The following is a 22,718-nucleotide window of genomic DNA, read 5'->3' as shown; positions in this document are numbered from 1 at the left end:
CAGCGCCGGCCCCGCCGGCTGCTGGCTCAGACGTCGTCGTCCTGCGGCCGGCTGCTGCGCCAGATGGCGCGCACCAGCCACAGGGCGCAGGCCACCGCGCCGCAAAACCCCAGAAAGCCAAAAATCGGCAAGCCGAACAGGGTGGGGCCGCCCCGCACGGTCATCACGATGGATGAGCCGATGATGAGCGCGGCGATCACCATGGCCATGGCCAGGCGGTTGGCCGCGCGGTCCAGCTGGTCGCCGACGCGCTTGAGATGGGCCACGTCAATGCTCACCCGGAGGTGACCACGGCGCGCATTACGCATCAGGCGCGACAGGTCGTGCGGCAGCTGCTCGGCCAGCCTCAGGGTGCGCAGCAGTGCCTTCCAGCCGCGCTCGGCGATGGCCCTGGGCTGGTAGCGCGCACGCGCCACCTCGTGCAGCAGGGGCAGTGCTTCGGTCGCCATGTGAAAGCCGGGGTCCAGGCCGCGGCCCATGCCATCCAGCGAGATAAAGGCCTTGATCAGCAGGGCCAGGTCCGGGGGCAGGGTGAGGCGGTGCTCACGCAGTATCGTGGTGACGCTGGCCAGCATGCCGCCGAGGTTGAGTTGTGCCAGCGGCGTGCCATGGTACTGGTCGACAAAGGCCTCGATTTCGGTTTCAAGCTGCGAGAGGTTCTGGCCGTGGTCGTCGCCGGCCCAGTCCAGCAGCACGGCCGCCACGGCCTGCGCATCGCGCGTCACCAGGCCCAGCAGCAGCTGCAGCAGCTCCTCGCGCCGCTGCGGCGACAGGCTCCCGACCATGCCGAAGTCGATGAATGCCAGGCGGTTGCCCGGCAGGTAGAACACATTGCCGGGGTGCGGGTCGGCATGGAAGAACCCGTCTTCCACGATCATTTTGAGCACGGCCCGGGCGCCGCGCTGCGCCAGAACGGTGCGGTCGAAGCCGGCATCCGTAGGCAGCAGGTCGAGCCGCTCGCCGGGGATGCCGTCGACGAAGTCCTGGGTATTGATGCGCTCGCTGGTGTAGGCCCAGTGCACGCGCGGAATCACCACATGCGGTAGTAGCGCGAAGTTGTCGGCCACGCGTTCGGCGTTGTGGCACTCGGCGGCCAGGTCCAGCTCGCGTCGCAGTGAACGCGCGAACTCCCGCACCAGCTGGCGCGGGTGGTAGGGCTTGAGGGAGGCCATGTCGGCCTCGGCGATGGCGGCCAGCCGGTCCATCAGCCGCAGGTCGGCCTCGATCACCTCGCGTATGCCGGGGCGGCGAATCTTGACGACGACTTCGCTGCCGTCGTGAAGTTGCGCGCGGTGCACCTGGGCAATGGAGGCTGCCGCCAGCGGCTCCACGTCAAAGCGGGCAAAGATGTTTTCGGGCTCGTCGCCCAGGTCTTCCCGCAGCTGCGGGCGCAGGTCGTCGAGCGGCACGGCGGGCACCTGGCTGTGCAGGCGCTGGAGTTCGGCAATCCATTCGGGGCCGAGCAGGTCGGCACGGCCGGCCAGGATCTGCCCGAGCTTGACGAAGGTGGGGCCCAGCTCCTGCAGCGCCAGGCGCACCTGCACCGGCGGCTCGAGGCGGGCGAGGTCGGCGGCGTGCTCCCACTTGACGATGTGGCCGGCACGTTCGAGCCGGTCGGCCAGCCCGAGGCGGCGCACGGTGTCGCCCAGGCCGTGGCGAATGAGCACACCGGCAATCTCGTTGATGCGACCGATTTCGCGCGCCGCGCCCAAGGTTTCGAGCAGCATGGGCCGATGATAGCGCCGCGGCCCGGTTTGGCCCTTGATACGGCGCAAACGGCTTGGGGCCGGACTTTGGGCTTTGGGCGCCGGCGCCAGCCGGTGACTCAGGCGTCAGGGGCCGTTCGCGTCTACCGTGCCTGCCGTGCCTATTTTTTTCGTGCCTACTTTTTGTCCGGCAGTTCGATCTTCACTTCGAGCACATCGAGGTTGTCCTGCCGTTCCAGGTGGAGCTTGATGTCGTTGGGGTTGATGTGGATGTATTTGGCGATCACGGCGATCAGGTCGCGCTGCAGCGCCGGCAGGTAGTCGGGCTTGTGGCTGCGGCCGGTGCGCTCGTGCGCGAGGATGATCTGCAGCCGCTCCTTGGCGACRCTGGCGGTTTGTTTCTTTTCGCCGAGCAGAAAGGACAGGAATGAAGCCATCGCGTCACTTTCCTCCAAACCAGCGTTTCAACAGGCCGGGCTTTTGCGCGTCGATGAAGCGCAGCGGCTTGTCCTTGTCGCCCAGGAAGCGGTCGACCACGTCCTTGTAGGCCTCCGACACATCGCTGCCGTGGATGTGCACGGCTGGCACGCCCTGGTTGGAGGCCTGCAGCACGGAGTCGGACTCGGGAATCACGCCGATGAGCTTGATGCGCAGGATGTCCTTGATGTCTTCCAGCGAGAGCATCTGCCCCTGGTCGACACGGCTGGGGTTGTAGCGGGTGATGAGCAGGTGCTCCTTGATCGGGTCGCCGCCGTCAATGGCGCGCTTGGTCTTGCTGGAGAGCATGCCAAGGATGCGGTCGGAGTCGCGCACCGAGGACACCTCGGGGTTGGTCACGACCAGCGCCTCGTCGGCAAAGTGCATGGCCAGCAGCGCGCCGGTTTCAATGCCGGCGGGCGAGTCGCAGACGATGTATTCAAAGTCCATGGTGGCCAGGTCCTTCAGGACTTTTTCCACGCCGTCCTTGGTCAGCGCGTCCTTGTCGCGGGTTTGCGAGGCGGCCAGCACATAGAGGTTGTGGCACTGCTTGTCCTTGATGAGCGCCTGGTTGAGCGTGGCTTCGCCGTGGATGACGTTGATGAGGTCGTACACCACGCGGCGCTCGCAGCCCATGATGAGGTCCAGGTTGCGCAGGCCGACGTCGAAGTCGATCACCGCGGTTTTGTGGCCGCGCAGGGCCAGGGCGGTTGCAAAGCTGGCGCTGGTGGTGGTTTTGCCCACGCCGCCCTTGCCGGAGGTGACCACAATGATTTTTGCCATTCTTGAATATCCTTTTGAAAACGGTAGAGATGCGGGCCGCAGCGGCTAATGCCAGGCCGCGTTATGCCAGGCCATGTTATCCGCGGGGCGTGACGGGCACGAGCGAGGCGGCGCCATTCAGGCACCCATGACGGTCATGACCAGTTTGTCGCCTTCGCCGTCCGGGCCGGGCACCAGCCGCACCTGCGTGGGCTGGCCCGCCACGCCGGGCGGCAGCGGGTGCTCGCTGGTGCGGTAGACCCCGGCAATCGACAGCAGCTCGGCTTCCAGCGCCAGCGAGAAGATGCGGGCGTCGGTGTTGCCGCGCGCGCCGGCCATGGCCTTGCCGCGCAGCGGTGCATACACATGGATGTGGCCGTCGGCAATGACTTCAGCGCCGGCATTGACCATGGCCAGCACCACCAGGTCGCGGCCGCGCGCATAGACCTGCTGGCCCGAACGCAGCGGCCTGTCGATCACCAGTGCGCCGAGCGGCGCTGGCGCGGGTGCTTGCGCTTGTGCGGGCGAGGCGGGGTGTTGAGGTGCGGATGCGGCTGGCGCAGGCGCCGTGGCGGTCCGGCTACCCATCAGCTGCGCGTCGGGCACCGGCAGCAGGCCGGCCTGCAGCGCTGCGGCGGTCTGTGCGGGGGTGCCACCCTTGACGGCAATCGGCACCAACTGGTAATCGCCCAGCAGCGTGATGAGTGCGGGAAAGTCGACGTCGCCGCTGCCGGCGTGGGCTGTTGTCGCCAGCGGCGACAGGTCGATCAGCAGGGCGTCCTGGTCAAAGAAATCCGGAATGTCGCCGAACCGCGATGCCAGATCGCGGGACAGCGCGCCGAGGTCTGTGGTTTTGAGCAAGAGCGCTACCAGGGGCAGGTTGGCGCTTTTGATTTCAAACGTGGCGGGGGCGGTGGCCTGGAGGGCAACAGTCATGGGCTGGTGATGGGACGGGGAAGATAGTGCATAGGGACGGCAGTGAGCAGGCAGGACCGGGGCGCAGCCGCGAACAAGGCGAGGGGTGAGGGCGGAAAGCGACACCGACGACAGGAAAGTGGTGAGGTTAGCGTGAAACCCGTGAAATCCACCCGCACGGTTTGTCGCACTTGTGAGCGGATGAAACGCCCGGCGGCCGTTGGCGGGAGGCTGCAGGCATGGTCCAGGCATTGAATGCAGGCCGGCGGAGCCCATATAAAAAGAATTGGTGATTGTAGCCATCGGCTGGACCTCATCAGGACATCACCAAGACATCATCATCAGTTACAACCCGCACGCACCCCGCCGTTACTCCGCAATCACGCCGCAATCACTTACCTCACCGAACAACATTTATGAACTTCTTGCCGCTGGCTGCCGTAGCCGCCCTGCTTCATGGCTATATCGGCATCCGCCTGGTGCCGGGGCTGTCGGCCTTTCCCGTGGCGCAGTTCCTGATGATGGGCGTGTTGTTGCTGTCGGCGCTGCTGATGCCCCTGGGCCTGATGGCCCGGCGGGTGGCCAAACCGCCACTGGCTGATGTGCTGAGCTGGCTGGGCCTGCTCTGCATGGGGCTGTTTTCGTCGCTATTTGTGCTGACGCTGCTGCGCGATGCGGCCCTGCTGGTGCTCTGGCTGGGCAACCTGCTGGTGCCCGGCTTGCTGCCGCTGGCCGAGCTGCGCACGCTGTCTGCCGAAGCCGTGCCGCTGCTGGGCCTGGTCGTCACGCTGCTGGGTTTTCTGAATGCCCGGCGCACCGCGGCGGTGGTGCGGGTGGATGTGCCCATCAAGGGCCTGCCCGCCGCGTGGCACGGCTTTACCGTGGCGCAGATCAGCGACATCCATGTGGGCCCGACCATCAAGCAGCGCTATCTGAACCGCATCGTGGACAAGGTCAATGCGCTGGGCGTTGACGTGGTGGCCATCACGGGCGACCTGGTGGACGGCAAGGTGAGCGAGCTGGCGGCGCACGTCGCACCGCTGGCCCAGCTGCAGTCGCGCCACGGCACGTATTTTGTGACGGGCAACCACGAGTACTACTCGGGTGCGCAGCCGTGGATTGATGAACTGCGGCGCCTGGGCCTGACCGTGCTGCTGAACGAACATGTGGTGATCCGCCAACCCGGCTCTTCGAGCGAGACCGGCGAGGCCAGCGGGGCGCTGGTGCTGGCGGGTGTGACCGACTACAGCGCGGCCCACTTTGACCCGGCACACCGCAGCGATCCCGAGGCGGCGCTGCGGGGTGCACCACCGGCCGCCGTGCGCGTGTTGCTGGCGCACCAGCCACGCAGCGCCGAGGCGGCGGCCAAGGCCGGCTTCGATCTGCAGCTGTCGGGGCATACGCATGGCGGGCAGTTTTATCCGTGGAACCTGTTTGTGCGGTTTCAGCAGCCATTCACGGCGGGACTGCACAAGCTGCACAACCTGTGGGTCTATACCAGCCGGGGGACGGGTTACTGGGGGCCGCCCAAGCGGTTTGGGGCGCCTTCGGAGATTACGTGGTTGCGGTTGGTGGCGGTTTAGCTTTAGTTCTGGTTTTGCGGGAATTCTTTGGGTGTAGATTGCTATTTAATTGATAGCTTGTTGGCTTTTCTGAGGGCGGCTGGCCGGGGGTTGCCCGGCGGCAAGTAACTTTCTTTTGCTTCGCCAAAAGAACGTCACCAAAGAAAAGGCGACCCTGCTGTCTGCGTCCCTTCGCTGCGCTGCGGGCAGCCTGCGGTGCTCGGTCCAGGCGGGGTCTCGCTCAACTCGCCTGCGGCTCAGACAATCGCGATCCCTGATCCGCCTGGCCCTGTGCTCCTCGGCGCAGACAGAAGGGGGTTTGAGAGGAACAGCCCAAATACCGGAACCCGAAATCCACCAGAACATGCCATGGTGTGTCCTGGTTTGTCTTGGTATTTCTTGCATTCGGTAGTGGCATCCGCGCCCCACCCGTGTGGCTGGGCCGCGCAGCGCAGATGGAGGCGGGATCAGGGCCGCAGTTGTTTGAGCGAAGTGCAACGTAGCGAGTTCTGCGGACCCCCCCGCCGGAGTCGAGCAGCACAGGTTGCCCGTAGCGCAGCGAAGGGACCCAGACTTCGGGTCGCCTTCTCTTTGCTTACTTTTCTCTTGGCGACGCAAGAGAAAGTAAGTCGCCCGCCGGGGCGAGACCCGGCCAGCAAGCCTCAAAAGCCCCTCAGCACTATCACCAAAAAGCAAACTCCCGCCACCGCACATCCCGCCACCACCCTGACATTACGAGACCATGAAGGCCATCACTGGCGCACCGCCCAGAGGCGGCGTAAAGTGACTTGCAACGCAGGAGATTGATCATGCAACCCCATCATGTCCTGACCACCACCGCCATCATGCTTGCCCTCGGAGGCCTTGCCGGGTCTTTGGCGCTGGCCCAGACCACGTCAGCACCGCCGACTCCCATGTCCGCGCCCGAGACTGCCAGGCCGGCAGATCCCGATCTGCAAACCGGCAAGCCTCGGCCTCCCACCGCCGATCAGACCGTGCCATTGAAAAATCCGCTGAACCGCAATCCGGCCCGGCGCAACATGCCACCTGACGCGGATGCTGTCGCGCCGCCTGACCCGCGCGACTCGTCGGTGCGTCCGGCGCGGCCGCCGGGCTACCAGGATGGCCGCGACACGGTGATGCCCGCATCCGGGACCGCGTCGCTGCCCGCGCCGGGGGCGAGCGCGCCGGCACCGAGGTTGCCGTAACGGGGCAACGCGGGTTTTTAAAAATGAAATGCGCCGCCGATGTTGCGTGTGGCACGGCCACTGCGGCGGGGCTCGTGAAAAGGTCAATTGGCCTGGATGGCGAGGTTTTGCCGCAGAATTACTGTATTGATACACGGGGTATCCGCTTAGCTCCAGTAGGTTCAGAATAGCTGGATGGATACCAGATTAGCGCCACAAGCTGGGAAGGACTACCCGCAAAGCTGGAACGAATTTCTCGACTGGTTCGCCACCGACGTCGCTGTTCGGGCGGCTCCGCACCGAGGCCACAGGGTTGGCTGCGTGCGACCGACACCAAAAAGGGGCGTTTGAACTTACTATCCTCCAACAGCAAGGTTGCTCCCTACTCTGACTGCGACAAGGAGAATGCGATGACCATGGTCACTGGCTTGTTCAAGGACAAGGACAGCGCGGAGCTCGCTTTTCAGTCCGTTGTCGACCTGGGCTACGACAAGAGCGATGTCAATGTGGTCATGTCCGACGAAGTTCGCCAACGATACTTTCCCGCCCACAACCCGACCACAGATTATCCAGATACGACTGATCTGGAAGAGAAGGCCGCTGTAGCAGATATCAACAACCCAGCGAACAACACGTGGGGTGGTCCGGTGGGTGGGACGGTGGGCACGCTTGCGCCGGTAATTGCAGCTGTGGGCGTGTTACTGATTCCTGGCTTCGGGATAGTTGCCGGGCCCTTCGCCATAGCACTGATAGCTTCCGCAGCGACTGGTGTAGCGATCGGCCTCATGGGAATACTCAAGAATTGGGGCATTCCGGACTCGCGCGTCGAGCAGTACGAAGTCGGACTCCGTGCAGGCGGCATTCTGCTTGGTGTGAAAGCGCACTCCGATGCAGATGCCTTGCAAATCCAGCAACGTTGGCAAGAAAGCGGTGGAGAACACATTCATTCGTAGGCCCCTGAGCCATCGCGCTGGCAGTCACCTCGATGGGCCGCCCGATTTCCTTGTCCCGGAACCGCGGGCGATGCGTGGGGGCCGAAGAGGAAATCGAGAGTCAGGATCACCGGTGGCCCGAAAGACACCGGCATTGGATTTTTTCTGTCTTTAAAGATGCATAACGACGCCTAACAGCTTCTAAAAAGGCGGAAGATGTTTTTTGGGGCGCCTGTCAGCCTGAGCCACGCCAGGAGTGAGCGGCATGAGCGCGGTATGAAGCAGTGCTAAGTGGCTTCTTTGGCGCGGCTGCCGGCCTTTTTGGCCCGGGTTTCGATCAGGAGATAGGCCACCGCCGCGATGCCCAGCGGTATCAGGTAGTAAATAAGCCGGTACGCCACCAGTGCCGCCAGCAATTCATGTTGGGCCATCTGGTGCGACAGCAGGGCCACGAAGACCGCCTCCAGCACCCCCAAGTTGCCCGGTATGTGCGTGATCACGCCGGCGATGGCGGCCAGCAGCAACACGCTGACCACGGCGGAAAAATCGATGCGGTGCTGCAGCAGGATGAAAATAATGCCCGACATCACCAGCCAGTTGGTGGCGCCCATGAGCAGTTGCAGCGTGGCCAGCCTGACTGAGGGCAGGTCAATCCCGTGGCCGCGCACCCACAGCACGCGCGGGCGGGAAAAAGCGCAAACGCCGAGGTAGGCTGCGGCGCCGGCCAGCAAACCGAAACCGATCAGACGCAGGTGGTCCGTGCTTATGCCCCAGTCGGCGGGCACGGCGGGGGGGCGCAGGCTGAACACCAGGCCGCTCAGCAGCAGATAGCCCATCCAGTTGGTGAGCATGCTTATCGACATGATGCGCGTGATGATGCCGGTGGGCAGGCCCAGGCGTGAATACAGCCGGAAGCGGAAGGCGACGCCGCCCACCAGCGAGCCGAGGTTGAGGTTGAAGGCATAGCTGATGAAAGTGATCGCCATCACGGTACGGGCGCGCAAGTTGTGGTCGGTGTAATGCCGCCCGAGCAGGTCGAATGTGCTGTAGAGCGTGTAGCTCGTCAGGGCGAGCAGCACGGCGCCCCAGGCGGCGCTGAGCGGATAGCGCTGCAGCGAGGTGAGCACCTGGTCCCACTTGATATGGCGGGCCTGGGATATCAGCAGGCCGGCTACCAGCACAAAAAACACCACGCTGGCGCCGCGCTTGAACCACGGCCACCAGGCTTTGCTGGTGAATTTATGCCGGCCCTTGCGCTGCGCGGCCGGGACGGCGGGGCGGACTGTGCCGCGGCTGTTGGTCATTCACGGCTCACGGGGGGGTTGGGTCCGCCTGGCTGACGGCGTCTGCCTGTGCGGTGCCGGTGCTGGTATTGGCCTTGGGGTCGGCGGGTGCGAGGGCTGGCGTGATGCGCGGCGCATGCGCGGGCAGCCAGCCTGCCCAGGCCGGGTAACGGCGCAGCAGGTGGAACAGGAAAAAGCTGCGCACGGTGCGCCAGCCGCTCGACTCCTCCAGGTCCCCGGGGCCGATCTGCTTGCAGCTGTGTTCCATCAGGTGGTCCAGCCGTGCGCTCAGGTGCTGGTTGAAGGCGCGGTCGCGGATGATCACGTTGGCCTCTAGGTTCAGCGAGAGGCTCAGCGGGTCAAGGTTGCTGGAGCCCACGGTGGCCCATTCATCGTCGGCCACGGCGACCTTGCCGTGCAGCGGCCGCTCGCAATACTCGTAAATGCGCACGCCGGCTTCCAGCAGGTGGTGGTAGAGCATGCTGGCGGCGGTTTTGACGAAGGGCATGTCGGGCGCGCCCTGCAGGATGAGCCGCACGTCGACGCCGCGCCGTGCTGCCTTGCGCATCTCCTTGAGCAGGCGGTAGCCGGGGAAGAAGTAGGCATTGGCAATCACGATGCGCTGGCGGGCCACGCGGATGGCAATGCGGTAGTGGCGCTCGATGTCGTTGGTGTGTTCGCGGTTGTCGCGTGTCACGAAGATGGCCGCCCCTTCACCGGCGGGAGCGGCCGCGGCCTGGCCTGGCGGGGCGAGCCCCCAGCTTCGGGCCAGCGAATGGGCGCGGCTGGACAGGCGCTCACGCAGCAGGCCGGCCAGGCTGTCCTGCGCATTGCGCTGGCCGGCCGCCAGTGCCCGATGCACAAAGGCGTGAATGAAGGTGACGATGGGGCCTTCAATTTCGACCGCATAGTCCTGTTTGGCCGCGGGGCCGAAATCGGCCAGGTGATCGGCCGAGTAATTGAGGCCGCCCACAAAGGCCCGCTGGCCATCGACCACCACGATCTTGCGGTGCATGCGGCGAAACAGATTGGTACGCCAGCCCCAGAGCCTGGGGCCGGGGTCGAACACATGAACCCGGACACCCGCCTCGGTCAGTGCAGAAATGAATTCGTGCGACAGGTCGGGTGAGCCATAGCCGTCAACGGTGATGTCAATCTGCACGCCGCGCGTGGCCGCCTGCAGCAGGGCGGCATGCAGCGCCCGGCCGACCTTGTCGTCAAACAGGATGAAGGTTTCCAGCACGACCTCGCGCTCGGCGGCGGCAATGCAGGCAAAGACGCGCGGGAAATACTCTTCGCCGTTTTCAAGCAGGCGGAACTGGTTGCCGCTGATCCAGGGGCTCATAAGCCTCCCGCGGGTGCCAAGACTATTCCAGCAGGGGCCGCGGAACCGGCTTTGCCGGGCCGCAGGCGCAGCGCCCCCGAGGGGCTGGAGCCTGCGGCTCCAAAGCTGCTTGAGCAGCTTTGGACAGGCGACAGAGGCGAAGCGTCTCGCGAGCCGCGGCCTGCAAGGCCTCGCGCAGTACACGGAGTGACAAGCGTGAGGGCCTCAAGCGAACGCAGCGAAGGGCCGCCCCGAGCAAGTTCAGCCCCGTTTCCTTGTGAAAGGGGCAGCGCAACGCCGAAGGCACACGAAGCGACAAGCGTGGGATCCAAGACTATTCCAGCAGGGGCCGCGGAACCGGCTTTGCCGGGCCGCAGGCGCAGCGCCCCCTCGGGGGGCAGCGCAGTACACGAAGTGACAAGCGTGGGGGCCAGAGACCGCCGCGCYGGGCCGCCCCAAGCAAGGTCAGCCCCCTCGGGGGGCAGCGCAGTACACGAAGTGACAAGCGTGGGGGCCAGAGACCGCCGCGCCGGGCCGCCCCAAGCAAGGTCAGCCCCCTCGGGGGGCAGCGCAGTACACGAAGTGACAAGCGTGGGGGCCATATCTACAATTCAATCTCCGCCGCCAGGGGCGCGTGATCCGACAGGTGCGACCAGGGCCGGCTGGGCAGGACGACCGGCGCATGGCCGATGGCGTTGCGCACATAGATGCGGTCCAGCCGCAGCAGGGGCAAACGCGCGGGGAAGGTTCTTGCGGCCTGGCCGTTGGCCTGAACGAACACCTCATGCAGGTCGGCGCCGGTTTCGAGCACGGTGTGTGCCCGCAGCCGCCAGTCGTTGAAGTCGCCCGCGACGACCACGGGGGCGTGGGCCGGAATGTCACTGCGCACAAGGTCGCACAGCATTTCCATTTGCTGCACGCGGTGGGTCTCCATCAAGCCGAGGTGCACGCAGATGGCATGCACATTCACGCTGCGGCCGGGGACCTTCAGTTCACAATGCAGCAGGCCGCGACGCTCCGGGCCGCTGATGGAGACATCGCGGTTTTCGAAGCGCACGATCGGGAATTTGGACAGCACGGCGTTGCCATGGTGGCCGTTGGTGTAGACCGCGTTGCGGCCATAGGCGAACTGCGGCCAGATCGTGTCGGCCAGGAACTCGTAGTGCGGCGTGTCGGGATAGTTGTCGAACTTGTCCGCATGCTTGAGGTGGTTGCCGGTGACCTCCTGCAGGAACACCACATCCGCCCCCACCGTTCGTACCGCCTCGCGCAGTTCGGGCAGGATGAACTTGCGGTTGAAGAAGGTGAAGCCCTTGTGGATGTTGACCGTGAGCACCTTGAACAGAAATGACGACTCGGCGCTGGCGGCCGCCATCGCGGTCTGGGTGTCGGCCTCTACCGCCGCCATGTCGATGGAGGTGGCGGCCTCGGGTAGTAGCTCCGGTGCGACCTGTGACACCGTGCCAGGCGCGCGGCGCGGTGAGGAGGGAGGGGGCGGGCGGACGGGAGACTGCATAAAAAGGGGAGAGACGCCTCAGGTAAAAAAAGAAAAAAAGAAGAGCCTGGATCGTCCCTAGTCATTGTTGCGGCCGGGGGATGAATGAAAGTGTAGGACAGCAACTTATTTGGCGGAAATCAGCCTTTGCAAGCACCCCAACCAGGCAGAAACGCCGCCTTGTCGATCATCTGGAACAGGTAAGGGTAGCTCATCTCGCCTTTCGCTTTTTTGCTGGCCTTTCGCTCGCCTGTTTCCGGTTCATGGCCTGATTCCCTTTTTGCGTTGTCCAGCCTGGTGACACGGCGGTGGAACCTTCTCGCTATTCTGGCCCAAAGGGCGGCGCCCGGGGCCGGAAAATGCACGCTGCCCGTCGGGTGAAACCAATCCCCGCCATCCCCGGGTCCGCGCGCTGATGTCAGGTGATGCAGCGCCACAGCAGCGAGAGGGACTCCGTCCTACAGGGTGCGGTGTGCCTTTCCGATAGGCATCCTGCGCCGCACCCCTAAAGTGACAAGAGCGCCTGCCGTCGTGGACGGTGGTGGGCGTGTTTTTTTATCAACCAGCCTCGAGCCAGGTACGGCGTACCCGGTCCGTCAAAGGAATCCACATGCTCAAGATCAAGAAGTTTTCCATGAAATCCATCCCGTTGGCCGCGGCGATGACGGCCGCGCTGATGTTCGGCGCCGCGGCGCACGCCCAGACCGGCATTTCGCCGGCCGGCGGCACGCCGAAGACCGCGGAGGAACGCGACGCAGCCAAGCCTGGGAAAAAGGCTCCCACAGCCGCCGCGACCAAGAGCCAGGACGACATTGTGAGCCCTGCGCCGACCGGCGGCACGCCGAAGAGCGCGGAGGAACGCGCGGCGGCCAAGGCTGAGAAAAAGGCCACCAGGGACGCCAAGCGGGCTGCGCGCAAGGAAAAGGCGCCGCCGACGGATAACCTCAAGGGCGTTGCACCGGGCTAGACCAATCGGTTCACCCGGCCCCATAGAGGGCCTTGGTAAGCCGGCAGGGGATGATGCCGGCGGGCCCTCGCTGTGCGTGGCCTGCTTCAGGCTTGTTGCCTGTTATTTGGGACGCGGACGCGCCAGGCCCTTGTCTGGCTGGGACAGCGTACCGGCGCGCAGGGCCTTCACGGCGGTGGCGACGGCGCCGGCCACATTGCGCACCTCGGCCTGCATGGCCTGGTCCGCATCCAGCGTCGCGTGGCTGGTCGCGTAAGGCTCGTAGTAACCCACATAGCGATCCAGCCGTGCCTGGCTGCCGGCGTCGATCAGGCCCATCCAGTCGAGCCAGTCCGACAGGCCGCGCCGCACGCCTTCAATGCCGGCCACGTCGCCATGCACCACCAGGCCATAGGCGCGGCCCGCCAGGTGCTGCGGGTAGTCCCAGCCCTTGAGTTCCAGTTCCTTGGCTTCGGCCGGTTTTTTGCCGTGGGTGCTCGTGGGGTCCGGGTTGCCGCCGTCGGCGCAGACCAGACGATCCATCATGAGCTTGAGCGGGCTGGGCGACTGGTACCAGTAAACCGGCGTCACGATGATGACGGCATGCGCCGCCGTCCAGCGCTTATAGATGTCAGCCATCCAGTCGCCGGTTTGCCCGAGCGAATGGTTGGGGTAGCAGCTGCAGGGCCAGTGGCACAGCGGCATCGCGGTGGAGACGCAGCCCTTGCACGGATGAATATGCAGGTGGTAGCTGGAGGTGAGCAGGCTGAGGTCGAGCACATCGGTGTCCAGCTGGGCCTGCTGCAGGGTTTCTTGCGCCCATTGCACCATGCGGAAAGTCTTGGAGATTTCCCCGGGGCAGGTGCCGTCGTTGCGTGCGGAGCCGCAGATGAGCAGCACGCGTGAGCGGGTCGCGGGGTCCTGCCATGCGGCCTGGGCTTTTTCCAGGCGGCTTCTGGTCTCCAGCCATTCGACGGACAGCTCGTAGTCGGGGTCGGCATAGCCCGGACCGGCCTTGCGGGTCAGCGGTGCCTTGCGGCCTTGCTGGTAGGCCTCCCAGGCAATCTGCTCTACGCGGGAAATGGCGGAATCCTCGGCCCGGAAGGCCGGGTCCATGAACGACTGCATAAAGCGCTCATGAAACACGCTGCGCGACAAAACGGCTGGCGCCTGGCCTTTGCGGATATCGGTCATCCGGCCAGTTTAGGGCCTGTTAACGCTATTTATGCAAATGCGAATGGGGTGAAAACAGCGCCAATCAAGGCGCGCGACGACGCCCAGACCGGGCGTCTGGGCTAGGAGCGCAACGCAGAGTGGCGCTGTTTTCACCCCATTCCCTTCGGGTTGCGATCAAAAAGGCCCTGCGCGGCGTTGCAAAGCCTTGGCGGGGTCTACCCCGCCTGCGTTTTGCGCCTTGCTCATGGCCTTTTTGACTCGCAACGCATCTTGCATAAATAGCGCTCACAGGCCCTGGTCAGGCTGCGGCGCGTGCGGAGGGGCTTTGGGCGGCGTCCTACGCGGCTTTTGGCCTATGTCTGGCCGGCCGGAAATCAACGCCAAAACCGGCCTGAGCCCCGATAAGTGTTTGGATTGGTTGCTATTGAAAAGTAGCGACGAGGGTTTGCCGCCCGCATGAAAAAGGCCTGCACCGGCGCCACCCTGTCAGGGAGCGCCGGTGCAGGCCGTGGCCCGGTTGAGAGCGTGGCGTCCTAGCCCTTGCGCGGGCCGCCTTCATGGTGGCCGCGATGACCGCCGTGAGGGCCGCGTTTCTTGTAATCGGCATCAAAGGTTTTTTGCTGCTCGGGTGTCAGCGCGGCATAAAAGGTTTTGGTGGCTGCGTCTCGCTTGTCCATCGCGGCGGCCATCTCGCTCATGCGCTGGCTGCGCTGGGCGCGCATTTTGTCGATGCGCTCGGGCGTGGTCAGCTTGTCAAACTCGGCGCGCTGTTCCGGTGTCGGGCGTGCTCCATGGACGGGGGGTTGCATGGCGGCGGTGTACGCGGTCCAGGCGCCTTCCTGGGCCGGCGTGAGCTTGAGCTGGGCCTTCAGTTCGGCCTGGCGTTTGGCGATCCAGGCCTGCATTTTGGCCGGGTCGTGGCGGCCCATGTGCTCGCCGCGGGGCGCGGGCGGCTGGCCCGCGGCGGCAGGGCCGGCCGGCGGTGCCATGGGCGCGCCTTGCGCCATCACGCTGGCGCCGGCGGTGGCCAGCAGGCCGGCGACGATGAAGCTGTGCACCGAGGCTTTGAGGGAGAAGGAAAAGGGACGATGAACGGATTTCATAAAAACTTCCTTTCAAGAAGAAAAAAGCCTGATACAGGAATGAATGCGCTTCAGGTTGAAAGCAAGTGTGGCCGGCGCTTGTATACGCGCCATTGCCCGCGGGTGATGGTTTGTAAAGTTGGATGAAGGTGGCGTTGTGCGGTGGCGGCGCGGCGGACGTGAGATCGGCCGGCCCTGATTTGTTACAGTTGGTTGGCTGCCTTCCGTCGGCATGCTGGATGAAAATCATTTGCAGCCCAGGTGGTTCGCGGTGAGGTTGCTATTAAAACCATAGTCAACAACCGTGGGTCAGTGCATTGTTCGCAGCGCCGGTGTCTCTGGCCTGCGCTGCGCGGGGCGCCCGTCTTCTAGACTCCGTGTCCTTCCCTTTTCAAATCAAATCAACAGTCAAAAAGGTTTCTCGTGTTCAAAAACGTGATGGTGTACCGCATCGGGCCCGCGTGGTCGGTTTCCCTGGAGCAACTCGAAGCGAACCTGCAGGCCATGCGCTTTGTCGAGTGCGGCCTGACGCAGGAAAAATCAGTCGGCTGGGTGGAGCCGCGCGGCGAAGCGAACGGCCCGCTGGTCGAGTCGGTGGGCGGCCAGTGGCTGCTCAAGCTGATGCTGGAAAGCAAGGCCGTGCCGGCCTCGGTCATCAACCGCAAGGTCAAGGAGCGGACGGCGCAGATTGAAGCCGCCACGGGCCGCAAGCCCGGCAAAAAGGAAACCCGGGATCTCAAGGAAGAGCTCAAGCTGGAACTGCTGCCGATGGCCTTTACCCGGCAGGGCTCGGTGCAGGTGTGGATAGACCCCCAGGCGCGCCTGCTGATGATTGACGCGGCCAGCCAGGCCAAGTCCGACGAGGTGTTGACCTGCCTGGCCAAATCGATGGACGGCCTGGGCGCCATGCTGCTGCAGACCACGGCCTCGCCGGTGGCCGCCATGTCCGAGTGGCTGGTCAGCCAGGAGCCGCCGGCCGGTTTCAGTGTGGACCGCGAATGCGAGCTCAAGGCCGGCGACGAGTCGAAGGCCGTGGTGCGCTATTCGCGGCACGCGCTCGACATCGAGGAAGTGCAGCAGCACATCAACCATGGCAAGCTGCCGACGCGGCTGGCCATGACCTGGGAAGGGCGGGTGTCGTTCATGCTGACCGATACGCTGCAGATCAAGAAGCTGGCGTTTGTCGACGGCGTGTTTGAAGACGACGCCGCCGCCAGCAAGGCCGACCGGTTTGATGCCGACGCCGCGATTGCCACCGGGGAAATCCGCCGGCTGATCCCCGATTTGCTGGAGGCCCTGGGCGGCGAACTGGTGATGGGGGCTGACGCGCCTGCGGCCCCGGCCCCGGCATTGGCCCCAGCGCTGGCTGCGGCCGAGGCAGAGTCGCCGCCTTTTTAAGCGCGCTTCATCAGCTCTCTTAAAGCGGCAAGGGTGTGCCGGCCAGCAGTTCTTCAAACAGCGTGTCGCCACCCATTTGCCCGCCCTTGAGCATGATTTCCAGCCCGTCGAGGGACGCTTGCTCGCTGTGCAGCCGGCACAGCGCCACGCCGGGCGCCAGGGGTGCGCGGTAAGACAACCCCCAGGCCTGGAGGGCCTGCACGGCATGGCTGGAGGTGTCGCCCCCGGCAATGCCCAGGCGCCTGATCGGCCGGGTGGCCAGCACGCGCGCCAGCAAGTCGCCGCAGGCCTGGGCCAGCGCGCGCCCGTCGGTGGCGCTGCTACTGGTGCAAGTGCTCACGGTGGCGCCGTCTGCGCCCGAGGTGCAGGCCAGCACATGGGCGCCCTGGTCCAGCCGCCTGGCGATCTGGCGGGCCATCTGTATGCGGTAGTTTTCGTCGCCGTCCAGCCGGGCCGCATCGAGTGCAATGTGTTCGTAGGACGTGGCGGCCCGGACCTGGCGCGCCGTCAGCGGCGACAGGCTGCCGGCCAGCACCAGCACCGGGCCCTGCGCGGGCGCGATGGCCGTCTGGGCGGGGCCGGCTTCGCTCTGCCAGTGCGCGGCCAGGGCCTGCACCACGCTGCTGGGCCCGGCGGCGAGCAGGCGCTGGCGCTGCGCGTGTTGCCAGATCAGGCGGCCCACGGCGGCGAGGTGGTCCGTATGGGCAATGTCAAACAGCACGGCGTCCGGGCCCTGTGCGAGGAGGGTGCCCAGCTGCCGGTCCAGCGCTTCATCGAGCTGTTCATAGTCGGGGTAGGCGATGGTGCTCACGTTTTCAAGGCCCTGCTGCGCCAGGTGCAGCCGCAGGTCGGCTTCGTGCATGGGCGTGATCGGGTGCTGGCGCATCGTCGGGTGACGGTCGAGCCGGCTGATGGCGCCGTCTTTGCCCGCACCCGCAAACAGGTTGCCGAACACGCAGTAGCGGCGCAGGTTGGGTTGGCCGCCAACAATGGGTACCAGAGCGTTGCCGGCATGCGGCCGCAGAATGCGGATGGCTGCGCCTATGCTGCCGATATGCGGCGCGCTGTCAAAGGTGGAGCAGGTTTTGTAATGCATGACGGGCGCCCCGAGCGCCGCAAACAGGCGGCCCACCGGCTCGAGTTCTTCCTGCATTTCGACGGGGGTCATGGCGCGTGCGGCGCCGGCAATGCCCAGGCAGTCGAGCGGGCCGGCGCGTTCGAGCTGCGCGGCGGTGGGCAGGCCCAGGAACAGCAGCGTGCGCAGGCCGGCGCGCGTCGCGGTGGCGAGCGTGTCGGTGGCGCCCGTGAAGTCATCGCCGTAGTAGGCGATCTTCAGCGTGCTGTGCGTGCTGTCTTTATTGCTCGCCTGCATGCTTATTTGCCGAAGAAGGCGAGCGCGGCGGCCAGCTCGGGCGCCTCGCGCGCAAACTCGGCCAGCGCCACACCCTGGCGTGCGGCGACCCAGGCCTGACGGATGCTGGCGACACCGGCCGCCGGCCCGCCGGGGTGGGCCAGGATCCCGCCGCCGGACATGAAGAGCAGGTCGTCGCTTTTCACGGCGGCCCAGGTCGCCGGCACTGTGCCGGCCCACTGGCCCGACGAGAAGGCCGGCATGACGCGATCGTCAAAACCATAGTCATCCTCGGCATCATCCGTGAGTGGCGTGTAGCAGTCGTGCGCCGATTCGATCACTTCGGCATCGGGCTGCGAGAACTTGCCCTGCAGGCCGTGCACATGCATGTGGTCCACACCGGCCAGGCGCCACAGCGTCTGGTAGGCCTGGAAAGACATGCCCAGCAGCGGATGCCGCGACAGCGCGCCGTAGCCGTTGCGGTGGCCGTGCAGGGCGAGCCCGGTGTGGCGGCGCAGTGTCTGCAGGGCCGAATGGCCACACCAGTTGAGGCTGGCCATGACGCAGGAGCCGCCTTCGCGCTCGACCAGGTCGGCGTGGCGCTTCATCGCATCGGTCTCGTCGGTGATGTTGAACGCGACCATCACGTGCTTGCCGGTGCGCTGCTGGTGTTCGCGCACCACGGCCATCACGGCCGGGACGCGCTGGGCCAGCGGGGCGTGCAGCGGGTCGGCGCAGACCTCGTCGTCCTTGATGAAGTCGACGCCCGCGGCGCACAGGCGCCCCACCAGCTCGGCCGTTTGTGCGGCAGAAAAGCCGACGTTGGGTTTGAGGATGGTGCCCACCAGCGCGCCGCTGGCCACGCCGGTGGCCTGGCGTGTGCCGGCGATGCCGACCCGGGGCCTGTCGAATTGCGCGCGGTAGGCGGCGGGCAGCTTCATGCTCTCCAGCCGCAAACCACTCGCCTCGCCCAGGTCATAGAGGTTGCCGGACACGGTGGCGGCCAGCGTGGGCAAGTTGGCGCCGACGTTGGCTACCGGAAATGAAATACGCACGCGGGCACGGCGCCACGGGCCGCCATGGGGTGGGGTATGGCCCTGGCGTTCGAGCAGGGCATTGGGCAGGCTGGGCGCGGGCACCGATGCCAGTTCCTCGATCGACTCCACCGTGGCGCGGGCGCGCAGGCGCAGCGCATCGGTTTCGCCCTCGACGCGGGTGAAGGTGCCGCAGGACTGCTCGCCGGCCATCACCTCGGCAACCCGGGCGGGCGCTAGCGGGGTCTCGATCAGGTAGGTGGCTTCAAAGCGGTCGGGGTGCATGTCGGCGCGCTTCAGAGTTTGCTCAGGTCGGGAAAGGGTCGCACCGGCTCGCGGCCGTCCCAGCCCTCGGACGAGGCGCGTATCAGGTCGAACATCCTGCCCTTGGGACCGGCCACTTCGGACAGCTCGATGACGGTGCCGGGGTGGTATTCGGTGTCGAAATAAATGAAGCGGCCTTTCTCGCCGACTTCGCCGCTCATCACTGGCTGGAAGCCTTCCTTCAGCAGGCGTGCCAGGTCGGCGTCATAGTCGCTGGTCCAGTAGGCCACATGCTGCAGCCCGGTGCGGCCGGCCTGCAAAAAGTCGCGGTACATCGAGGGCACGTCGTTGCGGGTCTGGATCAGCTCGACCTGCACAAAACCCGAATTGGCCAGCGCCACCGAGTTGTGCGGCTCGTGCGATTCGCCCTTGTAGCGATAGTTCTTGATCGGCACCTTGGGGTTGTAAAACCAGGGGCCGACACCCAGGGTGTTGCTCCAGTAGTCCATGGCCGCTTCGATGTCGTGCACGACGTAGCCCAGCTGGCGGATCTCGCCAAAAAATTTGCTCATGTGTTGTCGCTCCAGTGAAAGGGGGAGGTGGGAAGGTTTGGTGCCGGATTTAGTTTTTGAGGAAGCCGGTGGAGAACCAGGGAATGGCCGCAACCACGATCAGGCCGACCAGCAGGGCGCCGAAGTAAGCCCAGATGTGCGGGATGCCGTCGTCCGGGTCGACCTTGCTGACCGCGCAGGCGCCGTAGTAGCCGACGCCGAAGGGCGGCGCGAAGAGGCCGATGCCCATGGCGAAGATCACGACCATGGCGTAGTGCACTTCATGCACGCCGGCCGCCTTGGCGATGGGAAACAGCAGCGGCCCAAACAGCACGATGGCGGGAATGCCCTCCAGCACGCTGCCCAGCACGATGAAGGCGACGATGGACACGGCGAGAAAGCCGTAGGCACCGCCGGGCAGGCTGCCCATGATGCGGGCCAGGTCCTGCGAGAAGCCCGATTGCGTGAGGCCCCAGGCCATGGCGGTGGCGCAGCCGACGATGAAGATGATGGCGCCGGTCAGCGAGGCGGTCTCGACCAGCATGGGTATGAGGCGGCGCCACGCGAACTGGCGGTACAGCAGCAAGCCGGCCAGCACCGAATAGACGATGCCGATGGTGGAGACTTCGGTGGCGGTGGCTACGCCTTCGACCACTGCGGCGCGAATCACGAAGGGCAGCACGATGGCGGGCAGGGCGATCAGCAGCAGCTTGCCGATTTCGCGTTTGCCGTAGCGCGTGACGCCGCTCAGGTCTTCACCACGGTAGCGCCACCAGACGACGGCGCACAGCGCCGCACCCAGCACCACGGCGGGCAGCAGGCCGCCCGTGAACAGTGCCGCAATCGACACGCCGGTGACCGAGCCGATCGTGATCAGCACAATCGATGGCGGAATGGTTTCCGTCTGTGCGCCGGTGGCCGACAGCAGCGCCACCAGGTCACCCGGTTTGGCACCGCGCTTTTTCATCTCGGGAAACAGCACCGGCGCAATCGCGGCCATGTCGGCGATCTTGGAGCCCGAGATGCCCGACACCAGGTACATCGCGCCGATCAGCACATAGCTGAGGCCGCCGCGCACATGGCCCAGCAGGCTGGCCAGGAACTGGATCATGGCCCTGGCCATGCCGGTCATTTCGATCAGCGCACCGAGGAAGATAAACAGCGGCACGGCCAGCAGGATCAGGTGCGACATGCCTTCGTCGAGCCGGCCCACCATCACCAGCAGCGGCGTTGAGGTGGTGAGCGCGAGGTAGCCGAAGGTGGCCAGCGCAAACGAGAAGGCAATCGGCACGCCGGAGAACACATTGGCCGCCACCAGCAGCACGAAGAAGATGATCAGGTTGACCTTGCCCAGCGGCGCGAGCAGCGGTTGCGCCAACCAGAAGGCCAGCACCACGGCGGCCGTGCCGGCCAGCGCGAGGGCAATCTGCTGGAAGCTGCTGATGCGCAGCAGCCGCAGCAGTGCCACGATGATCATCAGCCCCATGCCCACCGGAATCGCCGAGGCGCGCCAGCCGTTGCTGATCTCCAGTGCCGGCGTGACGATGAAGGTTTCTTCATACGCATATTCACCGGCCGGAAACAGCACCAGCAGCAAGAACGCGAGCGAGGCGGTGATGGCCACGGTGTCGAGCAGCGCACGGGTGTGCGGCTGGACGTGGTTGACCAGCGCCGTCATGCGCATGTGCTCGCCGCGGCGCAGCGCGACGACGGCGCCCAGCATGGACAGCCACAGGAACATGATGGAGGCCAGCTCGTCCGACCAGACCAGCGGCTGGTGAAAGACATAGCGCGAGACCACGCCGGCGAACAGCACGATGATTTCGGCCAGCACCAGCCCGGCGGCAATGGTTTCGACCACCGCGCCCAGGCCCCGGTCCACGCCATGGGCCAGGCCGCTCAGCGCATTGGCTGGCAAGGCATCGGCGGCGACGGGAGAAGGGGCGTGGGACATGAAGGGAACTCCGGATTGAAAATAATTACGCTGAAGTGGAAGGTGGGCGGTGGGCCTGCTTGTCTTGCTCCTTCCCCCGCTGGGGGAAGGTAGGGATGGGGGCTCCCGGCTGTGGCAAGGGGCGCCTGTTCAACCGCCGCAGGCCCTCACCCCTGCCCTCTCCCAGTGGGAGAGGGAGCAAGAGGGGAAAAATTTACGCCAGCTTGCCGACAGCCTGCTCCAGCAGGCCCCAGGCCTCGTCGCCGAAGCGGCCTTTCCATTCGCCATAGAACCCGGCTTCGCGCAGTTTGGCCCGGAAGGTGTCGGAGGCCGGGCGGTTGATGGCCAGGCCTTTGGACTGCAGGTCGGCGGCGACGGTTTCGTTGAGCTTCTTGATGTCGTCGCGCTGCTGCAGGCCGGCCTCATTGATGGCGCGCGCCACGATGGTTTTGAGGTCGGCGGGCAGTTTTTCCCAGGCGCGGCCGTTGGCGATGAACCAGTAGCCATCCCAGATGTGGTTGGTCATGGAGCAGAACTTCTGCACTTCGTACAGCTTGGCCACCTGGATGATGGGCAGCGGGTTTTCCTGCGCGTCGACGATCTTGGTCTGCAGCGAGGAATACACCTCGCTGAACTGCAGGCTGGCCGGCGCGGCGCCCAGGCCCTTGAACATCGAGATCGACAGCGGGCTGACCGGCACGCGGATCTTCAGGCCGTCCATGTCTTTCGCGCTGGTGACCGGGGCCTTGCTGCTGGTGGTCTGGCGGAAACCGTTGTCCCACATTTTTTCAAACGCATACAGCCGTGACTTGCTGATGGCCTCGCGCACATGCGCGCCCAGCTTGCCGTCCATCGCGCCCCAGACCTGGTTGTAGTCGGAGAAGGCAAAACCAACCGCATTGATCGCGGCCACCGGCACCAGCGTGGCGATGACCAGCGCCGAGGGCGTGAAGAACTCGATGCCGCCGGAGCGCACCTGCGCCAGCATGTCGGTGTCGCCGCCGAGCTGGTTGTTCGGGAAGATCTTGATCTCGACCCGGCCGTTGCTTTCCTTCAGGATGCGGTCGGCGGCCTGCTGGGCGCGGATGTTCAGCGGATGGGTGACCGGCAGGTTGTTGCCGTATTTGTAGGAGAACTCGGCGGCGCGCGCCATCGAGGGCAGGGCGGCGGCCACACCTGTTGCAATTGCGGCCGCAGGGACGGCGGACAGGGTGCGCAGGACGCTGCGGCGGGTGACTTCGGTCATGGTTGTCTCCAGTTTTGTTTTGATGCGTTTTGATGCATCATCGGGTGAAAGTCACGCAACGATAGGCGTTGAGTGGTGAAGCGTCAAACAAGAA

At 65.3% G+C, this 22,718-nt stretch carries 19 protein-coding genes; 5 read left to right on the top strand and 14 right to left on the bottom strand.

The window, feature by feature from the left end:
* Positions 1–26: 26 nt before the first annotated feature.
* The 4 genes from AC1DUB_RS13305 to minC form a co-directional block, all read right to left on the bottom strand.
* Positions 27–1,727 (bottom strand): ABC1 kinase family protein, encoded by a 1,701-nt coding sequence (locus AC1DUB_RS13305; RefSeq protein WP_477729887.1) that lies wholly within the window; start codon positions 1,725–1,727, stop codon positions 27–29.
* A 155-nt stretch (positions 1,728–1,882) separates the two neighbouring features.
* Positions 1,883–2,143: a cell division topological specificity factor MinE gene (gene minE / locus AC1DUB_RS13300; RefSeq protein ID WP_477716721.1), complete on the bottom strand. Its 261-nt coding sequence runs from the start codon at positions 2,141–2,143 to the stop codon at positions 1,883–1,885.
* A 4-nt stretch (positions 2,144–2,147) separates the two neighbouring features.
* The gene (gene minD / locus AC1DUB_RS13295) at positions 2,148–2,966 is read right to left on the bottom strand and encodes a septum site-determining protein MinD (RefSeq protein ID WP_477716722.1); all 819 of its coding nucleotides are present in this window, start codon (positions 2,964–2,966) and stop codon (positions 2,148–2,150) included.
* A gap of 117 nt (positions 2,967–3,083) precedes the next feature.
* Complete coding sequence (gene minC / locus AC1DUB_RS13290) at positions 3,084–3,881, bottom strand: septum site-determining protein MinC (RefSeq protein WP_477729886.1); 798 nt, start codon at positions 3,879–3,881, stop codon at positions 3,084–3,086.
* 395 nt (positions 3,882–4,276) lie between these two features.
* On the opposite strand from minC, the gene AC1DUB_RS13285 reads away from it, so the two are divergent.
* The 3 genes from AC1DUB_RS13285 to AC1DUB_RS13275 all read left to right on the top strand — a co-directional run bounded on the left by AC1DUB_RS13285 (position 4,277) and on the right by AC1DUB_RS13275 (position 7,562).
* A complete protein-coding gene (locus tag AC1DUB_RS13285; protein ID WP_477729885.1) occupies positions 4,277–5,443 on the top strand; it encodes a metallophosphoesterase in 1,167 nt (388 codons plus the stop codon).
* A gap of 788 nt (positions 5,444–6,231) precedes the next feature.
* Complete coding sequence (locus AC1DUB_RS13280) at positions 6,232–6,630, top strand: hypothetical protein (RefSeq protein WP_477729884.1); 399 nt, start codon at positions 6,232–6,234, stop codon at positions 6,628–6,630.
* 389 nt (positions 6,631–7,019) lie between these two features.
* A complete protein-coding gene (locus AC1DUB_RS13275; protein ID WP_477729883.1) occupies positions 7,020–7,562 on the top strand; it encodes a hypothetical protein in 543 nt (180 codons plus the stop codon).
* A gap of 266 nt (positions 7,563–7,828) precedes the next feature.
* Here the strand turns inward: AC1DUB_RS13275 and AC1DUB_RS13270 are convergent, their stop codons facing one another.
* The 3 genes from AC1DUB_RS13270 to AC1DUB_RS13260 form a co-directional block, all read right to left on the bottom strand.
* The gene (locus AC1DUB_RS13270) at positions 7,829–8,845 is read right to left on the bottom strand and encodes a lysylphosphatidylglycerol synthase domain-containing protein (protein WP_477729882.1); all 1,017 of its coding nucleotides are present in this window, start codon (positions 8,843–8,845) and stop codon (positions 7,829–7,831) included.
* 7 nt (positions 8,846–8,852) lie between these two features.
* A complete protein-coding gene (clsB, locus tag AC1DUB_RS13265; RefSeq protein ID WP_477729881.1) occupies positions 8,853–10,169 on the bottom strand; it encodes a cardiolipin synthase ClsB in 1,317 nt (438 codons plus the stop codon).
* Positions 10,170–10,752: 583 nt separating this feature from the next.
* Positions 10,753–11,523, bottom strand: a complete 771-nt coding sequence (locus AC1DUB_RS13260) for an endonuclease/exonuclease/phosphatase family protein (RefSeq protein ID WP_477722072.1) — start codon at positions 11,521–11,523, stop codon at positions 10,753–10,755.
* Between the two features lie 730 nt (positions 11,524–12,253).
* Here AC1DUB_RS13260 and AC1DUB_RS13255 point away from each other — a divergent pair.
* Positions 12,254–12,610 carry a hypothetical protein gene (locus tag AC1DUB_RS13255; RefSeq protein ID WP_477729880.1) on the top strand — a complete coding sequence of 119 codons (357 nt, stop codon included), beginning with the start codon at positions 12,254–12,256 and terminating at the stop codon, positions 12,608–12,610.
* A 102-nt stretch (positions 12,611–12,712) separates the two neighbouring features.
* On the opposite strand, the gene AC1DUB_RS13250 is transcribed toward AC1DUB_RS13255, so the two are convergent.
* Together AC1DUB_RS13250 and AC1DUB_RS13245 are read right to left on the bottom strand one after the other, a co-directional pair.
* Complete coding sequence (locus AC1DUB_RS13250) at positions 12,713–13,783, bottom strand: flavodoxin family protein (RefSeq protein ID WP_477729879.1); 1,071 nt, start codon at positions 13,781–13,783, stop codon at positions 12,713–12,715.
* A 515-nt stretch (positions 13,784–14,298) separates the two neighbouring features.
* Positions 14,299–14,868, bottom strand: coding sequence for a Spy/CpxP family protein refolding chaperone (locus AC1DUB_RS13245; RefSeq protein WP_477729878.1), 570 nt, complete (start codon positions 14,866–14,868; stop codon positions 14,299–14,301).
* A 402-nt stretch (positions 14,869–15,270) separates the two neighbouring features.
* On the opposite strand from AC1DUB_RS13245, the gene AC1DUB_RS13240 reads away from it, so the two are divergent.
* Positions 15,271–16,245: a recombination-associated protein RdgC gene (locus AC1DUB_RS13240; RefSeq protein ID WP_477729877.1), complete on the top strand. Its 975-nt coding sequence runs from the start codon at positions 15,271–15,273 to the stop codon at positions 16,243–16,245.
* A gap of 19 nt (positions 16,246–16,264) precedes the next feature.
* Here AC1DUB_RS13240 and AC1DUB_RS13235 read toward each other — a convergent pair whose 3' ends face one another.
* From AC1DUB_RS13235 to AC1DUB_RS13215, 5 genes are all read right to left on the bottom strand, one after another.
* Entirely contained in the window at positions 16,265–17,617 is a 1,353-nt protein-coding gene (locus tag AC1DUB_RS13235) for a four-carbon acid sugar kinase family protein (RefSeq protein ID WP_477729876.1), read from the bottom strand.
* Between the two features lie 2 nt (positions 17,618–17,619).
* Positions 17,620–18,915: a ribulose-bisphosphate carboxylase large subunit family protein gene (locus AC1DUB_RS13230; RefSeq protein WP_477729875.1), complete on the bottom strand. Its 1,296-nt coding sequence runs from the start codon at positions 18,913–18,915 to the stop codon at positions 17,620–17,622.
* An 11-nt stretch (positions 18,916–18,926) separates the two neighbouring features.
* Positions 18,927–19,466, bottom strand: a complete 540-nt coding sequence (locus AC1DUB_RS13225; protein ID WP_477729874.1) for a VOC family protein — start codon at positions 19,464–19,466, stop codon at positions 18,927–18,929.
* A gap of 49 nt (positions 19,467–19,515) precedes the next feature.
* Positions 19,516–21,399: a TRAP transporter large permease gene (locus AC1DUB_RS13220; protein WP_477729873.1), complete on the bottom strand. Its 1,884-nt coding sequence runs from the start codon at positions 21,397–21,399 to the stop codon at positions 19,516–19,518.
* 193 nt (positions 21,400–21,592) lie between these two features.
* Positions 21,593–22,624 carry a TRAP transporter substrate-binding protein gene (locus tag AC1DUB_RS13215; protein ID WP_477729872.1) on the bottom strand — a complete coding sequence of 344 codons (1,032 nt, stop codon included), beginning with the start codon at positions 22,622–22,624 and terminating at the stop codon, positions 21,593–21,595.
* Positions 22,625–22,718: the final 94 nt, after the last annotated feature.

It is taken from the genome of Polaromonas sp. P4_F9, from assembly GCF_056401235.1.
The sequence above is the reverse complement of the archived record's forward strand: the minus strand, read 5'-3'. Positions and strand labels throughout refer to the sequence as shown.

Coding starts and splice junctions, on each gene's coding strand:
- AC1DUB_RS13245 (WP_477729878.1), bottom strand. CDS start 14,868: ATGAAATCCGTTCATCGTCCCTTTTCCTTCTCCCTCAAAGCCTCGGTG.
- AC1DUB_RS13220 (WP_477729873.1), bottom strand. CDS start 21,399: ATGTCCCACGCCCCTTCTCCCGTCGCCGCCGATGCCTTGCCAGCCAAT.
- AC1DUB_RS13280 (WP_477729884.1), top strand. CDS start 6,232: ATGCAACCCCATCATGTCCTGACCACCACCGCCATCATGCTTGCCCTC.
- AC1DUB_RS13255 (WP_477729880.1), top strand. CDS start 12,254: ATGCTCAAGATCAAGAAGTTTTCCATGAAATCCATCCCGTTGGCCGCG.
- AC1DUB_RS13215 (WP_477729872.1), bottom strand. CDS start 22,624: ATGACCGAAGTCACCCGCCGCAGCGTCCTGCGCACCCTGTCCGCCGTC.
- AC1DUB_RS13260 (WP_477722072.1), bottom strand. CDS start 11,523: ATGGCGGCCGCCAGCGCCGAGTCGTCATTTCTGTTCAAGGTGCTCACG.
- AC1DUB_RS13275 (WP_477729883.1), top strand. CDS start 7,020: ATGACCATGGTCACTGGCTTGTTCAAGGACAAGGACAGCGCGGAGCTC.
- AC1DUB_RS13270 (WP_477729882.1), bottom strand. CDS start 8,845: ATGACCAACAGCCGCGGCACAGTCCGCCCCGCCGTCCCGGCCGCGCAG.
- AC1DUB_RS13230 (WP_477729875.1), bottom strand. CDS start 18,915: ATGCACCCCGACCGCTTTGAAGCCACCTACCTGATCGAGACCCCGCTA.
- AC1DUB_RS13285 (WP_477729885.1), top strand. CDS start 4,277: ATGAACTTCTTGCCGCTGGCTGCCGTAGCCGCCCTGCTTCATGGCTAT.
- clsB (WP_477729881.1), bottom strand. CDS start 10,169: ATGAGCCCCTGGATCAGCGGCAACCAGTTCCGCCTGCTTGAAAACGGC.
- AC1DUB_RS13305 (WP_477729887.1), bottom strand. CDS start 1,727: ATGCTGCTCGAAACCTTGGGCGCGGCGCGCGAAATCGGTCGCATCAAC.
- minC (WP_477729886.1), bottom strand. CDS start 3,881: ATGACTGTTGCCCTCCAGGCCACCGCCCCCGCCACGTTTGAAATCAAA.
- minD (WP_477716722.1), bottom strand. CDS start 2,966: ATGGCAAAAATCATTGTGGTCACCTCCGGCAAGGGCGGCGTGGGCAAA.
- AC1DUB_RS13225 (WP_477729874.1), bottom strand. CDS start 19,466: ATGAGCAAATTTTTTGGCGAGATCCGCCAGCTGGGCTACGTCGTGCAC.
- AC1DUB_RS13235 (WP_477729876.1), bottom strand. CDS start 17,617: ATGCAGGCGAGCAATAAAGACAGCACGCACAGCACGCTGAAGATCGCC.
- AC1DUB_RS13250 (WP_477729879.1), bottom strand. CDS start 13,783: ATGACCGATATCCGCAAAGGCCAGGCGCCAGCCGTTTTGTCGCGCAGC.